Annotated in this window: 19 protein-coding genes and 1 riboswitch; of the genes, 6 read left to right on the plus strand and 13 right to left on the minus strand. The window is 40.1% G+C overall.

Features of this window, described 5'->3' with window-relative positions; all coding sequences use genetic code 11:
• Positions 1-20: 20 nt before the first annotated feature.
• The 13 genes from menC to O1Q80_RS09375 form a co-directional block, all read right to left on the minus strand.
• Entirely contained in the window at positions 21-1,016 is a 996-nt protein-coding gene (gene menC / locus O1Q80_RS09315) for an o-succinylbenzoate synthase (RefSeq protein ID WP_386694662.1), read from the minus strand.
• Positions 1,003-1,326 (minus strand): nucleotidyltransferase domain-containing protein, encoded by a 324-nt coding sequence (locus tag O1Q80_RS09320; RefSeq protein WP_386687238.1) that lies wholly within the window; start codon positions 1,324-1,326, stop codon positions 1,003-1,005. The genes menC and O1Q80_RS09320 overlap by 14 nt, the downstream gene beginning before the upstream one ends.
• A complete protein-coding gene (locus tag O1Q80_RS09325) occupies positions 1,308-1,745 on the minus strand; it encodes a nucleotidyltransferase substrate binding protein (protein WP_386694664.1) in 438 nt (145 codons plus the stop codon). The genes O1Q80_RS09320 and O1Q80_RS09325 overlap by 19 nt, the downstream gene beginning before the upstream one ends.
• 60 nt (positions 1,746-1,805) lie before the next feature.
• Complete coding sequence (menB, locus tag O1Q80_RS09330) at positions 1,806-2,663, minus strand: 1,4-dihydroxy-2-naphthoyl-CoA synthase (protein ID WP_386687242.1); 858 nt, start codon at positions 2,661-2,663, stop codon at positions 1,806-1,808.
• Positions 2,664-2,714: 51 nt separating this feature from the next.
• Positions 2,715-3,476 carry a 2-succinyl-6-hydroxy-2,4-cyclohexadiene-1-carboxylate synthase gene (gene menH, locus O1Q80_RS09335; protein WP_386694665.1) on the minus strand — a complete coding sequence of 254 codons (762 nt, stop codon included), beginning with the start codon at positions 3,474-3,476 and terminating at the stop codon, positions 2,715-2,717.
• Positions 3,477-3,600: 124 nt separating this feature from the next.
• Positions 3,601-4,968: an alanine/glycine:cation symporter family protein gene (locus O1Q80_RS09340; protein WP_386694667.1), complete on the minus strand. Its 1,368-nt coding sequence runs from the start codon at positions 4,966-4,968 to the stop codon at positions 3,601-3,603.
• A 95-nt stretch (positions 4,969-5,063) separates the two neighbouring features.
• Positions 5,064-5,187: riboswitch (glycine riboswitch) on the minus strand.
• Positions 5,188-5,380: 193 nt separating this feature from the next.
• Positions 5,381-5,647: a GNAT family N-acetyltransferase gene (locus O1Q80_RS09345; protein ID WP_386690985.1), complete on the minus strand. Its 267-nt coding sequence runs from the start codon at positions 5,645-5,647 to the stop codon at positions 5,381-5,383.
• 2 nt (positions 5,648-5,649) lie between these two features.
• Positions 5,650-5,850 carry a DNA gyrase inhibitor YacG gene (yacG, locus tag O1Q80_RS09350; protein WP_132301902.1) on the minus strand — a complete coding sequence of 67 codons (201 nt, stop codon included), beginning with the start codon at positions 5,848-5,850 and terminating at the stop codon, positions 5,650-5,652.
• Positions 5,834-6,463: a dephospho-CoA kinase gene (gene coaE, locus O1Q80_RS09355; protein ID WP_386694669.1), complete on the minus strand. Its 630-nt coding sequence runs from the start codon at positions 6,461-6,463 to the stop codon at positions 5,834-5,836. The genes yacG and coaE overlap by 17 nt, the downstream gene beginning before the upstream one ends.
• A gap of 25 nt (positions 6,464-6,488) precedes the next feature.
• Entirely contained in the window at positions 6,489-7,151 is a 663-nt protein-coding gene (locus O1Q80_RS09360; RefSeq protein WP_386694671.1) for a prepilin peptidase, read from the minus strand.
• 32 nt (positions 7,152-7,183) lie between these two features.
• Positions 7,184-8,404, minus strand: coding sequence for a type II secretion system F family protein (locus O1Q80_RS09365; protein ID WP_386687254.1), 1,221 nt, complete (start codon positions 8,402-8,404; stop codon positions 7,184-7,186).
• A gap of 9 nt (positions 8,405-8,413) precedes the next feature.
• Positions 8,414-9,862, minus strand: coding sequence for a GspE/PulE family protein (locus O1Q80_RS09370; RefSeq protein ID WP_386694672.1), 1,449 nt, complete (start codon positions 9,860-9,862; stop codon positions 8,414-8,416).
• Complete coding sequence (locus O1Q80_RS09375) at positions 9,862-10,356, minus strand: prepilin-type N-terminal cleavage/methylation domain-containing protein (protein WP_386694674.1); 495 nt, start codon at positions 10,354-10,356, stop codon at positions 9,862-9,864. Before O1Q80_RS09375 ends, O1Q80_RS09370 begins: the two co-directional genes overlap by 1 nt.
• A gap of 144 nt (positions 10,357-10,500) precedes the next feature.
• Here O1Q80_RS09375 and ampD point away from each other — a divergent pair, with 144 nt between their 5' ends.
• The 6 genes from ampD to O1Q80_RS09405 all read left to right on the plus strand — a co-directional run bounded on the left by ampD (position 10,501) and on the right by O1Q80_RS09405 (position 15,346).
• Complete coding sequence (gene ampD, locus O1Q80_RS09380; protein ID WP_386694675.1) at positions 10,501-11,046, plus strand: 1,6-anhydro-N-acetylmuramyl-L-alanine amidase AmpD; 546 nt, start codon at positions 10,501-10,503, stop codon at positions 11,044-11,046.
• Between the two features lie 3 nt (positions 11,047-11,049).
• On the plus strand, positions 11,050-11,700 hold the full coding sequence (locus O1Q80_RS09385) for an HAD family hydrolase (protein WP_386687262.1): 651 nt from the start codon (positions 11,050-11,052) through the stop codon (positions 11,698-11,700).
• A 251-nt stretch (positions 11,701-11,951) separates the two neighbouring features.
• A complete protein-coding gene (locus O1Q80_RS09390; RefSeq protein WP_153984892.1) occupies positions 11,952-12,221 on the plus strand; it encodes a PTS sugar transporter subunit IIB in 270 nt (89 codons plus the stop codon).
• 9 nt (positions 12,222-12,230) lie between these two features.
• Entirely contained in the window at positions 12,231-13,586 is a 1,356-nt protein-coding gene (locus O1Q80_RS09395; protein WP_153984893.1) for a PTS ascorbate transporter subunit IIC, read from the plus strand.
• On the plus strand, positions 13,587-14,405 hold the full coding sequence (locus O1Q80_RS09400) for a transketolase (RefSeq protein ID WP_386694677.1): 819 nt from the start codon (positions 13,587-13,589) through the stop codon (positions 14,403-14,405).
• The gene (locus O1Q80_RS09405; RefSeq protein ID WP_386694678.1) at positions 14,402-15,346 is read left to right on the plus strand and encodes a transketolase family protein; all 945 of its coding nucleotides are present in this window, start codon (positions 14,402-14,404) and stop codon (positions 15,344-15,346) included. Before O1Q80_RS09400 ends, O1Q80_RS09405 begins: the two co-directional genes overlap by 4 nt.
• Positions 15,347-15,387 lie beyond the last annotated feature (41 nt).

Genomic DNA, 15,387 nt, shown 5'->3' on the forward strand with positions numbered 1-15,387 from the left:
ATAAAATGTGGTCTAACCTTTTAGATCGCCACTTTGACAATAAATTGTGAATCTAAATCAATAACAGGCAATGTCGAACCCTGCCATTGACGAACAATTTGATATGCCATTAAGTCTAATGTATCTAACCCAGGTGTAACATTCGGCGTATATTGTTGAGCAATACGAGCTAACTGGGTTAAGCCAAAACTACTTTCAATAGACGAACTAATCACTGCTTTTAAACCACAAGCATGGGCTTGCTCAATCAATTTGACACATTTTTGCAAACTTCCCACCAAGGTTGGCTTAATCACAATGGCTGCCAAATTTGGTTCAGCTTGCACCACAAAATTAGGCTCACGCACTGATTCATCCCACGCAATAGCAATACCCGTTTCCTGTGCAAACTGACGACTTTCATCACGGGTTTTACAGGGTTCTTCTAAAAATTGAATACGATTTCTATGTTCAGGTTTGACATACTTTGCAAACATTGCGGCTTTGGTTAGTGTCCAACTGCGATTAGCATCAAGACGCAAATATAAATCGGGAATGGCTTCCAACAACATATCTGCAATTAATCCATCTCGATTAGCTTCGTACATACCCACTTTAATTTTAGCAACTTTTTCACCTTGCATTTGATTTAACGGCTCATAAAGTTCATCAGGATCACCATAACATAACGGTGCCACTTGATAATTACCTTGCTCACCCAATTTGCCTTTCAATTCCGCCAAGGCAACACTCAAACCAAACGCCACAGACGGATAAAGTTCATCATCATTTAACGGTAATTTTTCATCACAAGAACGTGCTTGATCCCATTTTTTCAACCAGTCAATCGCTTGACTCTCTGCCTGCTCTAGGGTTTCTTGGCTAAATTCAGGCAAAGGGGCAATTTCTCCCCAACCTTCATTTTCACCACATTTCACTTGCACTAATAATCCTTCCCGTTTTTTTAAAAAACGATTGCGGAGAATGAGTTGGCTATCAACAGGAATGCTGTAACGGTATAAATTATAAGTTCTCATTGTTTTCTCTTTGATAAAAAACCCGTCCGAATTGGTCGATTTGAGCGATAAAATCAGGATTGGTTAATAAATGATAGACGGAAATGTCAAATAAATAAGGGGAATAGGAATCATCTAAATCTAGCCACACTTTACCACGGGTGTCTTGCGTTACCTTTTCGCCTTTCAAAGTTAAATCAATATCAGATCCTTCACGATAATTTCCTATCGCTCGAGAACCGTAAATAATCGCCTGTTCAATCTCAGGATATTTTCGCAAAATGTCATGAATCTGTTTAATTGATTTATCGCTTAATCCAAAGTTTGGCATAGTTTTTCAACTCGTTGTTCAAATTGAAGTAATAAAGGGAAATATTGCATAGTGATTTTTTCAAACTCTTGATTTAACAGCGAAATATTATAGGTATGTACCGTGAGATTTCGGGTTTCAACCATATCCATCCAAACTTCGCCCTGAGAAATATAACCTAAATTAAAGGCTTCACGAGTTGCCGTTCTTGAACCACCCTCAAAATCTCCCTCATATTGCAAAATATCTTTCATCAATTTCCACGCCAATTCGTGAGTAAATTCAAAGCGTTGAATAATGCTTTCTTGAACGATATTTTCAATCACACCATCAATTTTTTGAATAACTTCATCGCATTTTTCTATTGCTTCAGATAAACGAGCTAAGGCGTTTTTATAATGTTCAAACCGTTGTTTTAACCGAATAATTTTTTGATCCATAAACAACACTCCGTATTTCGGGCGGATACATCGATCCGCCCCTACCTTTTAACAATCTGATTAAGGATTGCGTTTAAACTTACTAAAATCAGGGGCTCGTTTTTCATTAAACGCATTGCGTCCTTCTTGACCTTCTTCGGTCATATAGAACAACATGGTGGCATTGCCTGCTAGTTCTTGTAAGCCAGCTTGACCATCGCAATCCGCATTCAAGGCAGCTTTTAAGCAACGTAACGCTATCGGGCTGTTACGCAACATTTCACGGCACCAACGTACGGTTTCTTTTTCTAAATCGGCGTAAGGCACTACGGTATTTACTAAGCCCATATCCAACGCTTCTTGAGCATTGTATTGACGGCATAAGAACCAAATTTCACGAGCTTTTTTCTGACCTACTAAACGAGCCATATAACTTGCTCCCCAACCACCGTCAAAAGAACCTACTTTCGGACCTGTTTGACCGTAAATGGCATTGTCTGCGGAAATAGTGATGTCACAAAGCATGTGTAACACATGACCACCACCGATAGCGTACCCTGCCACCATGGCAACCACAGGTTTCGGGCAAGTGCGAATATCTCGTTGAAAATCCAACACATTTAAATGATGTACGCCACTCTCGTCTTTATAACCGCCGTAGTCACCACGTACTTTTTGGTCGCCACCAGAACAAAACGCTTTTTCGCCTTGACCAGTCAATACAATCACGCCAATTTTTTCATCAAAACGTGCATCAGAAAAGGCATTAATCATCTCTTTGACGGTTTGCGGACGAAACGCATTACGTACTTCTGGGCGATTGATGGTGATTTTGGCAATGCCATCGGTGGATTTATGATAAAGAATATCGGTATAGCCCGTACTGTGATCTACCCATTCAACTGGGGCATAAAGCACATCATCTTTTGGATTTTGCATAAAAATTTCCTTGCTTGTAAGTAAACTGTTATTGTTAAAGAAGTGCGGTCATTATAACGGAAGTTTTACGATCTCAAAAGCAAAACGGCGTAATTGTTCGGCGAACACATCGGGATTTTCTAAATGAGCATTATGCCCTGCTTGGGCGATCTGACAAAACATTAACCCTTTTGCTGTTGCCATTTGGTTGAATTTTTGATCCTGCTCCCCCACCAAATAATAAATAGGTAAATCAGTAGATTGCACACTTGAACTAAAATCAGGTTGTTTGGCAAGGCTAGTTGCTAATAACATTTTACCGATATTTTCACCGCAGTTTGCCGCACGTTTCGCGATTAAGTCGGCACGTTGCTGTAAAGTTAAATGTGCAAAGACTAGCTGTTGATACCAATCTTGTAGCACCTTTTCAGGGTTTTCTATCATAAAGCATTTTGCCCATTGTTGATCGCTTTGCCAACGTTGCTGCTTTTCTTGTTCGCTACTCAAGCCTAAATTGGCACCTTCTAAAATCAGCCCTTGCAAATTGCCCTTTTCGCATTGAGCTTGTAAAGCATAGTACAACGCAATCCGCCCACCCAATGAATAACCTATTAAAATATAAGGTTTATTTTGAATTTTTTGACAGATTTGTTGCGAAATAAATTGTGCTGTTTGCTCAAAGTCTGCCACTTCAACATGTTTATTTTCACCATGTAAAGGCAAATCCAATGCCACACAATCAAACTGCGGTGCGATTTTGCTGAGTTTTTTAATCACGATTTGCCAATCGGCTTTGGTACCAAGCAGACCGTGTAGGAAAATAAGAGTTGGCATATTATTATTCTCTTTTGCCCTGCACTGGCGTACAGGGCTATCTATGTAACGATGCTCCGCATCTTGAACAAACAGCTACGGAGTAGCGTTATTTGCTTAACCTAGTACGCAAGTACTAGGCTCCCTACTCCGCTGTTTCATTTAATTCGCCTGTCTTCAAACGCTGAAAATAATCTTTAGTTTCGTCAATAATCACGCTACGTAACCCAATCAATGCTATCAAATTCGGAAACGCCATTAAACCATTGACAATATCGGCTAAAATCCAAATGGTCTGTAATTCAATAAAGGCACCGCAAGCCACTAATAAAATGAAAATCGCACGATACAATTTAATACCACGAATATCAAACAGATACACAAAACAACGTTCGCCATAATAGCACCAGCCTAGAATGGTGGTAAAGGCAAAGAATAACAAACCAATCGTCACAATGGTTGCCCCAATGCTTGTGCCTAAACCCTGTGCAAAAGCTAAATTCGTGGCTGCAGCCCCTTCCACAGTGCCATTCCACACGCCCGTGATCACTAACACTAATCCCGTCATGGAACAGACAATAATGGTATCAAGAAACGTCCCCGTCATGGAAATTAAACCTTGACGAACAGGCTCTTTAGTCTGTGCAGCCGCCGCCGCAATCGGTGCAGATCCCAAGCCTGATTCATTAGAAAAAATCCCCCTAGCCACCCCTGCTTGAATCGCTTTCATGACGGTTAATCCTAATACTCCACCAAGGGCAGCTTGCGGATTAAAAGCACTTGCTACGATTAATGCTATGGCAGCGGGGACTTTGTCTGCATTCAAGACTAAAATCACGCAAGATGTTGTTACATATAAAATCGCCATAAACGGCACAATTAATGTGGAAACAGTAGCAATACGTTTTACGCCACCTAAAATAATGGCAGCCACCAGCACCGTCATTACCGCAGCAGATATAACCACTGGCACGCTAAACGTATCTTGCATTGCATGGGTGATAGCATTAATTTGTGGGAATGTTCCAATCCCGAACCACGCCACTAACACCCCAAACACAGCGAATAATTTAGCCAGCCATTTGATCCCTAGTCCACGTTCAATATAGTACATCGGACCACCCGCCATAAAGCCATTTTTATCGCGTACACGGTATTTCACCGCCAACAAACCTTCGGCATATTTGGTCGCCATGCCAAGTAAAGCGACCAACCACATCCAAAACATCGCCCCTGGTCCACCAGCCTGAATAGCAGTAGCAACACCGACAATATTTCCTGTTCCGATAGTGGCAGAAAGTGCGGTACAAAGTGCAGCAAAAGCAGATACATCGCCCGACTGCCCATTGCCTTGCTCACGTTTAAACATATAGCCCAACGCCCTTGGCAACTGCACAATTTGAATAAAACCAAGACGCAAGGTTAAATAAAGCCCCGTACCTGATAACAAAATCAGCAACGGCGGTCCCCAAATAAAACTATCTATAGATGATAGAATTTCTGAAAATAGCATGATAATCCTCGTAAAAAATTTAAAGTTAGAAATTCATACAAGGCAGCGGAAAGCATTGAAGAATACGCCCCAAACAGCGTAAATACTGGAATTGTCTTTCTGCCCCTGTCCTTTTGCCTGAGCGTTTGAAGTGTTTGTTTTGCAACAAAAATCACTCTTTCGCCTTCGGCGTTCCGTTACATTACTTTGAATGTACGAAATCTCTCCAAGGGTTCGTCCACTAGCAGTCCTTGCTGACATTATTCTTAATAGTCAGCACCTGAAAGATTTTACCTCGTCGGTATAGGGTCAATTCCCTATTCTCCAACTAGCTTCAACCGAACTAATTTTTACTTTATTTCATCAAGAAAAAAGTGCGGTCAATTCTAGCAAAAATTTTGCAAAATTCAACCGCACTTTACCTGTTTTGTGCTTATTTTGTTTCTCGTTCCCATTTTCTCGCAATATAGCTACAACTTGGTATCAAGTTTAGATCTTTTTCCCGAATAAACGCTACCAATGCTTGATATAACTTATCCGCCACACCTTGCCCTCGCAACACTTCTGACACGTAAGTATGATTGGCATTAATGGTTTGCTTATCCACGAAAAAATAGGTTAATTCAGCGATCTTGTTGCCATTATCGTCTAAAACAAAAAATTCGCCTTGCTCATTGTCCTGTTGGTGTTGAATATTCATGTTTATTTCACCCAGTCTTCTGAAAACTCACTACTTTCAGCAAAATCTGCCGTTTCACAAGGAATAGCTTTTTCTTCTGCTGCCCATTCGCCTAAATCAATTAATTGGCAACGTTTACTGCAAAAAGGGCGATACGCACTTTCAGGCGACCAAACCACAGGCTTTTTACAAGTTGGACACTCTACGCTAAAAGTTTCTGCCATTTTTCTTCTCACTTAATTGTAAATAATATTGGTGTAATTCTAGCACTTTTTGGCGAAGTTCGCTCTCAGTTTGTGCAAAATCCCCATCATTATTAATCACATCATCTGCGACCTTTAGGCGTTCATTTCGGCTTACCTGAGTATTGATAATTTGTTGAATTAATTGGCGTTTATTATTATCTCGCTGACTGGCACGATCTAATTGAGTTGCAGGCAACACGTCCACGACTAAAACCCGATCACAAAGTTCCGTCAAGTTATTTTCAATTAATAATGGCACCACAAATAACACATAAGGGGCGGTTTGAGCTTGTAGTTGAACTAACATTTCTCGGCGAATAGCGGGGTGCAATAAATTATTTAGCCAATTTTTCTCGCTTTCGCTGTTGAATACTTTTTCACGTAACGCGGAGCGGTTAAGTTCACCTGTTTCAGTGAGAATTTCACGCCCAAAATGTGCGACTATTTGGCTTAACAAGGGCGATCCTTTTTGCACCACCTGACGAGCTACTACGTCCGCATCTATCAATGGCACACCAAGTTCTGCAAAAAGATTAGCAATGGTGGTTTTGCCACTGCCAATACCGCCTGTGAGTCCGATGATGTAGGTCATTTATTCTCCGTTCGTGATTTTTTCGCTATCCTACCATATTTGCCCCTAACATAAAAACCTGCCCAATCACTAAAAATGGAGCAAAAGGCAAATAATCTATTTTCTCCCCTTTTAGCCATTTGATGCCTGCAAAAATCAACCCCGAACAACATGCCACAAAAATCAAATACGGTAATTGTTGCCAATCATAAAAACTGCTTAATGCTGCGATTAGCCAATAATCACCACGTCCCAAAGCATCTTGATGATAATAACACTGTGCAAGATAAAAAATCAGATAAAACGCTCCAAACCCAATTAACAGGCTTTGCAGAGATTGTTCAAGGGAAATAGGCGTAAATTGAAAATATGCACCCGATACACCTAATGCCATTAAACATTGGCAATGTGTTACTGAAATAAATTGATAGTGTCCGTCAATTTTGGCAATTAGAAATAATAGCACACCCGAAGTTAGCCAAAATAACGCTTGTATTGGATTAATAAAATAATAGGCGTTTAACCCAAATAATATCGCTCCAACCCAAAAATACAGCCAAAATCCACCGCACTTTATCGGCATTAAACGAGAGTTTTCAGGGCAAACCTGCGGTGCATTGTCAGGAAAAAGATCCGCATAGCTTTGATAAATTTCTTGTTGAATTTGTGTGGCTAAATTTTGCAAATAATAACGTACAAGGGTTGCCACAATGCCACCTAAGAGAAAAAATCCAAGTATTATCATTGAATTAACGAACCCATATTAAAGATCGGCAAATACATTCCCAACATAATCAAACCAATCAGTCCACCAATCACCACCATTAACAATGGCTCTAACATTTGTGAAAGCAGATCAATTTTATGATCGAGCTGTTGCTGATAACTCTCTGCAATATGCAGTAACATTTGTGAAAGTTGTCCCGATTGCTCACCTACCTGCAACATTTGTTGAGCTTGTATCGGAAATAATTCTGCTCCCACTGCTACTGAAAAAGCATAGCCTTGTGTAATCCAATGAAGCATAGACTGAATTTCTTGAATTAAAGTTAAATCCCCTTGTAATTCGATCTTGTTTTGCCAAGTTTTCTTTTGGGGTAAAAATGACTGCAATGCCTGATTTAATGGCACACCTGATTTCAACATTAAATGCAAGCCACGACAAAATCCTACCAACCTAGAAAGTTGTACAATATTGCCTAATATGGGGGTGTTAGAGATTAATTTTATTTTGAGTTGATTCAGCCAGATCGATGATTTTAATTGACGTTTAATCAGAACAATAATGCCAACAATCAGCACAACAATTAGCCAGAAATATTGCTGTAACAGTACCGATAAAAATAATAAAACTTGGGTGAAGAACGGTAGTTGAGCTTGATTATCACCATACATATCGGCAAATTGTGGCACAATAAAAATCAGTAAAAGTGCGGTCAATATCACGGAAATACCGAGTACCATCATCGGATACAACAAGATTTTCTGCAATTTTCGTTGTAATGCCACCGATTGTTGACGATGCTCGGCAATTTGATTACACACCGTTGCCAGTTTACCCGTCATTTCACCGACTTGAATTAATTGGCGTTCTTGTAATGTTAAAAATTGCCCTTGATTCTGTAATGCCTGAGAAAAAGATAACCCTGTTTCAAGTTGATTTAATAGCTGATGTAACCACAAATTTAACTGAATATTGGTACAATTTTGCAATAAAATCAATAAGCTATTTTTTAACGGAACAGAAGATTTTAATAAAATTGCTAATTGTAATAAGGTATCACAAATTTCTGCCTGATTCGGTTTAGTGGATAATTGCCAGTTTTGCTGTAATTTAATTTGCTGTAAACCTCGGTTTAATAATTGTTGACGTGCGATTTGTTCACTTTCAGCAATTAAAACGCCTTTTTGTTTTTGATTTAACCGATTAATACCTTGCCAGCGGTACATTTTGAGTTTCATTTTGTCCCTTTAATGTCCTAATACTCGTTGAATTTCCACTAAATCCGTTATTCCTTGCTTCACTTTCTCTAGCCCTGCTTGTTGTAAATGATCAACATCCAACTGATAACCTTGCTTTGGATCAGGTTGTAAAAATTGATAAATCCCGATTCGACCTTTATAGCCTTGATGACAATCACAAGAATTTTCGCTTTTTCCACCGCACTTTTGGCAACGTTTCCGAATCAGACGTTGTGCAATCACTAACAATAAGCTGTTGTCAATTTCGTGTTGCTTTATACCTAACTGTAACAAGCGTGGAATAGCGGACGGTGCATCATTGGTATGCAACGTGGAAAGCACAAGATGCCCCGTTTGAGAAGCTCGTAATGCCATTGCAGCACTTTCTTCATCACGAATTTCACCGAGCATAATAATATCGGGATCTTGGCGTAAGAAAGTACGCAATAACCGACTGAAATCTAAACCAATTTGTGGATTGACTTGGCTTTGAATAATGCCAGACAATGGAATTTCAATAGGATCTTCCGCGGTCATAATATGTTTTTCAGGACGATTTAAATAAGAAAGTGCGGTGTAAAGTGTGATACTTTTCCCACTTCCCGTAGGTCCTGTCACTAAAATCAAGCCTTGCGGTTGATTAAGGGCGTATTTAAAACGTTCCTGCTGCTGATCATTCATACCCAGATCGGCAAATGCAAATTGTACTGGCTTATTTTGTTGCACCCGCAACACCGCTTTTTCCCCAAATGGAGTTGGTAAGGTGGAAAGACGAAAATCTAACATATCAGAAAAGGTGGTTTTAAAATGAAAACGTCCGTCTTGCGGTAAGCGAGTTTCGCTAATATCTAGTTTGGCTAATAATTTTAAACGTGAAATCACCCTACTAGATAATGCTAATGCAACTGGCGGTTGGTGTTGTAATACACCATCAATACGAAAACGCACTTGCAAATGTTGGCTTTGTGGCTCAAGGTGAATATCAGATGCTCGTTGCTGCAACGCACTTTCAAAAATCCGATTAAGCAACTGAATCACGGGTTCATCTGATTGTTGAGTAGAATGCTTTTCTTCGTTTAAATCTTGCTGTTGAACATGGTAAAAAACAGGGCTTTCTTGCACCATTAAAGATTGTGGAGCTAAGGCTTGCAATAAATCTTTCAATACCTGTGTTTCCAACAACACAGGTTCGATCATTTTTCCTGTTAGGAAAGAAAAGGTTTCACAAGCGGATAAATTGTTGAGGCTATCTAGCCCGAGCCATAAACAACGCTCATTTTCCGCTAATGGACAAGCTAAATAACGGATCAGAATGTTCTGTTGTTGCTGATTTTGTTGCCATAACTGCGGTGAAATTTGGAATATTTTTCCGTCATGGCTCACCACATTCGGGCTAACAACATTCGGGCTAACAACATTTGAGCTAACAATATGTGGACTAGATAGACTCTTTTGCATTATTGTTGTCCAGTGCTTGTACTACTTGTACTATTTGTGCTACAGAAACCAGCTGGAAATAATTCCGATTTTGTACCGCAGTTTGCCGCCCAAGTTACCCCTGTACTAGCTGAACCACTGGCAGTTAAAGTGTAACTCACATCAGCAACACTACCTTTCCCCGTCACGGTAATCTTGCCAGCACTGACGGCAACAGATTTCACATATTTGCCTGAACCATCTGTGATATTTGCTTGGATCCCATTTTGACCTGCGGAGCAATTATCTGGTTTATCTAAGTTATAAACACAAAGCTCTACTTCGGAACGATAAGGTGCTGCTGCTTGCAACAGTTCAGAAATGGCGGCTTTTTTGGTATAATTTTGGTAAGATGGAATTGCAATGGTGGCTAAAATTGCCACAATGGCAATCACGATCATCAATTCAATCAGGGTAAAGCCTTTTTTGAACTGTAGATTGTACGAAGTTTGAATCAAAGTACGGTTAAAATACATAATTTTTCCTTATAATAAAATAAATTGCGAGATTACCTTTATAATCTCTCCGCTACTTTGTACGACAATAGAAAAATAGGCAAAATTCCACTGTTAATTTTGGAATTAAGATCACAGAAATTACTTTTTTATAGGCAAAAATTGATGGTAAACGCAAAACAAGGTTGGCTAGCTAATATCCGTCACTTAAAATCTCCACATTATGATCAACGCCCCGATCCGCAAGATGTTTCACTATTAGTGATCCATTACATCAGTTTGCCTCCAGAACAATTTGGCGGTGGTTTTATTGATGATTTTTTTCTTGGTAAACTCGATCCAAGTATTCACCCTTATTTTGCTGAAATTTATCAGGTGCGAGTTTCCGCTCATTTTCTGATTGAGCGAGATGGACGAGTTACTCAATATGTCAGTTTACAAGATCGAGCGTGGCATGCTGGATTGTCTTGCTTTAATGGGCGAGATAAATGTAATGACTATTCTATCGGTATTGAATTAGAAGGAAGTAACCAACAACCTTTTACTCAACAACAATATGTAAAATTAGCTGAACTTACGCAACAAATTATGGCATTATATCCACAAATCACCCCTGAACGAATTGTGGGACATTGTGATATTGCACCAGAGCGAAAAATTGACCCCGGTCAATATTTCGAATGGGATAAATATTTAAAATCATTAGGATAAATTATGACAATAAAACATGTAATTTTTGATATGGACGGTGTATTAGTGGATAGCGAACCTTTTTGGGCGGAAGCACAAATTGAGAGCTTGGCACAATATGGCATACATATCACCGAACCAGATTGTGAAAAATACACTCGTGGCACACGAGTAGATGAAGTCGCGATAATTTGGTGTGAAATGTTCAATCTTTCGGTAAAAAACACCGCACTTCGCAATCAAATTGTGGATAGTGTATGCCAGAAAATCAGCGAAAATGCACAACCGATGGACGGTGTCTATGAATTATTAGATTTTCTGAAAGAAAAGCGTATTCCAGTTGCTTTAGCGACTTCATCAGATCGCCAAGTGATTAAAGCAGTTTTTGATAAATTGAATTTTTGGGATTATTTCCCGATTCAATGCACAGCTGCGGATGAAGAACTGGCTAAACCCCATCCTGCAGTTTACTTAAGTGCTGTCAAAGCCTTAAATGCCGAGGTGAAAGATTGCATTATTATTGAAGACAGTGTAACGGGTTTAATTGCTGCCAAGGCTGCCAATGTTCGCACTTTTATTGTCAACGAAAAATTTAACAATGAACGCTTTGCTATCGCAGATGAAAGAATGGCATCTTTAAAAGATGTGTTGGTAAAATTAAAAACTGAATTGTAAATCATAGACTGTTAGTGTTTTATCATTGAATAAGCTAACAGTCTATCATGCCCTAAAAACACCCCAAAAAAATACCGCACTTCTACCTTTTCTGGCTAATTCATCTTTCTCAAGTTATGCTTTTGTTATATGCCTAACAAATTATCCACAAAAACTGTTAACTCTGTCACAATTCCAGAACTTTTTGATTGATTATCCTCACATTAGTTTAGATAATTCTGTTGATTTTTTAGATTATTAAGGAGTTTCCTATGAGAATAATGGCAGTGTGCGGTTCAGGGTTGGGCAGCAGTTTTATGATGGAAATGAACATTAAAAAAGTCTTAGCGAAATTAGGTATTGAAGCTGAGGTAAATCACACGGATTTATCTTCGGTAACACCGAATGATGCCGATGTGTTTGTCATGGCAAGTGATATTGCATCAAGTAGCAGCATTGATCCTGAACGAATTATCGTGGTCAAGAATATCGTGGGTCTGGCTGAATTTGAAGAAAAATTAACCGCATATTTTAACCGTTAGGAGGTTATTATGGACAGCGTACTCTTTTTTGTTTTAGATATTCTTAAAGTGCCGTCTGTGTTGGTCGGCTTGATCGCCCTTGTTGGCTTAATCGCACAGAAAAAATCCGTGCCTGATATTATTAAAGGCACGATTAAAACGATTTTAGGTTTCTTAGTATTAGGTGGCGGAGCCACTGTGCTAATGAGTTCTCTTGCTCCATTAGGCGGTATGTTTGAATACGCCTTTAATGTGCAAGGCATTATTCCAAACAACGAAGCCATTGTGTCAATGGCGATTGAAAAATACGGTACAGCGACAGCGTTAATTATGGCGTTTGGTATGGCAGCCAATATTATCGTAGCTCGTTTCACACGGTTAAAATTTATCTTTTTAACAGGTCATCACACATTCTATATGGCTTGTATGATCGGTATTATCTTAACCGTGGTGGGTTTTGAAGGCGTGCAACTGGTGTTTGTTGGCTCATTAGCATTAGGATTGGTAATGGCGTTCTTCCCAGCCTTAATGCACCGTTATATGCAAAAAGTGACGGGCAGCAATGATGTGGGCTTTGGACATTTCGGTTCGCTCGGTTATTTTTTATCTGCTGTGATTGGTCAAGCAGTGGGCAAGAATTCCAAATCGACGGAAGAAATGAATTTACCGAAAAATTTAAGTTTCTTGCGTGATAGTTCCATTTCTATCTCATTGACAATGTTGGTGATTTATTTCATTTTAGCCATTTCTGCTGGCAGTCAATATGTGGAACAAAACTTAAGTGGCGGTCAACATTTCTTAGTCTATGCCACTATTCAAGCCATTACCTTTGCCGCTGGAGTTTACATTATCTTACAAGGGGTTCGTTTAATTTTAGCGGAAATCGTGCCAGCCTTTACAGGGTTCTCTGAAAAACTGGTTCCCGATGCTCGCCCAGCATTGGACTGCCCGATTGTGTTCCCTTATGCCCCGAATGCGGTGTTAATCGGTTTCCTTTCTAGCTTTGTAGGCGGTATTGTCGGCTTGGCGTTGTTAGGTCAACTGAATTGGGTGTTGATTTTACCTGGTGTCGTACCACACTTCTTCTGTGGTGCAACCGCTGGCGTGTTTGGTAATGCCACAGGGGGCAGACGGGGAGCTGTGCTTGGTGCATTTGCACACGGTTTATTGATTACGTTCTTGCCTGTATTCTTGTTGCCAGTATTAGGCAATCTCGGCTTTGCCAACACCACGTTCAGTGATGCAGACTTCGGTGGGGTCGGTATTTTGTTAGGCTATATGGCTCAATATTTGTCTAAAGAAATGATTATGGGCGTGATTGTGGCAATCTTTGTGGCGTTGGTGGCGTACAACTACGCTGTCAAACCAAGCAAAAAAGGAGCGTAAATGAACACGCAAGCAATGCAGGCGTTGGCGAAAGAAATTCGCATCGCCTTGCTTAAATCACTCACGCATCTTGGTTTCGGGCATTTCGGCGGTAGTCTATCCATTGCAGGTGTGTTAGCAGTACTCTATGGTGGCGTGATGAAAATTGATCCCAAACGCCCTGATTGGCAAGAACGGGACTATTTCGTGCTATCCAAAGGACACGGCGGTCCTGCCCTTTATGCCACATTGGCATTGAAAGGCTATTTCCCTGCACAAGATTTACTGACCTTAAACCAAAACGGGACAAATTTTCCGAGCCACCCTGATCGCTTAAAAACCCTTGGGGTAGATGCTACCACGGGATCGCTCGGACAAGGGATTTCCATTGCCACAGGTATTGCCTTATCGCACCAATTACGTCAACTACCAAACCGCACATTTTGTATTGTGGGGGATGGCGAACTCAACGAAGGGCAATGCTGGGAAGCCTTTCAATTTATTGCTCACCGTAAGTTAACCAATTTAACCGTCATTGTAGATTACAACAAACAACAGTTAGATGGTTCGCTTTGTGACATTATCAATCCTTTTGATTTAAGAGCAAAATTCAGTAGTTTTGGGTTTGCCGTGGAAACCGTAAAAGGGACGGATATTGAACGACTTTATCAAGTGCTAACACAAAAAACGGATCGACCATTAGCCTTGATTTTAGACAGCAAAAAAGGGCAAGGGGTACCTTATTTGGAGAATTTGCCAAATTGCCACCATTTGCGTTTAGATCAACAAAGTCGTGCAGAAATTGAAAACGCCATTCAACAGTTGGAGATGAGCCGATGAGTAAGCGAGAAAAAGATCCGCAAGAAATGCGGAAAATTTATGCGGAAACCATGCTCAATGCCATGCAAAACAATCCCAATATCGTGCAATTAGAAGCGGATTTGATGAGTTGTATGACAATGGATAAAGTGCAAAAAATCTTGCCAAATCAGGTGATTAACTGCGGTATTATGGAAGCCAATGTAGTCGGTATGGCAGCAGGATTATCCTTAGCAGGTATGATCCCCTTTGTGCATAGCTTTACTGCATTCGCCAGTCGCCGTTGTTTTGATCAATTATTTATGGCGTTGGATTATCAAAAAGCCAATGTCAAAGTGATTGCTTCGGATGCAGGGGTAACAGCGGTGCATAATGGCGGTACACATATGTCTTTTGAAGATATGGGGATTGTGCGTGGTTTGGCTCATTCCACCGTATTGGAAGTGTCAGACGGCACAATGATGAAAGCGATCATTAATCAATTAATGGATTTAAACGGCTTTTATTGGGTACGTACGATTCGTAAACAAGCAGTCAAACTCTATGCAGATGATGAACAATTTACTATCGGCAAAGCCAAAGTGTTACGCCAAGGCAAGGATATTACGCTCATTGCCAATGGCATTATGGTCGCCGAAGCCTTAGATGCCGCCGATAAATTGGCAGAACAAGGCATTGAAGCCACGGTGGTGGATATGTTCACCTTAAAACCGCTAGATGTGAATTGTGTGATTGATTGTGCCAAACGCACAGGAAAAATAGTCACTTGCGAAAACCATAGCATTACTAATGGATTAGGTTCAGCGGTCGCAGAAGTGCTTGCCGAACATTGCCCAACACCAATGCGTAGGGTTGGTATTAATAATCGTTATGGACAAGTAGGTACATTAGATTTCTTAATGCAAGAATATGGCTTAACCGCAGAACATATTGTGCAGAAAGCGTTAGAGTTGTTTAAATAAACGAAAAGGCTATTCAACTAAGAATAGCCTTTATCACAAAC

This window comes from Lonepinella sp. MS14435 (assembly GCF_042485795.1).
Lineage (GTDB): Bacteria > Pseudomonadota > Gammaproteobacteria > Enterobacterales > Pasteurellaceae > Lonepinella.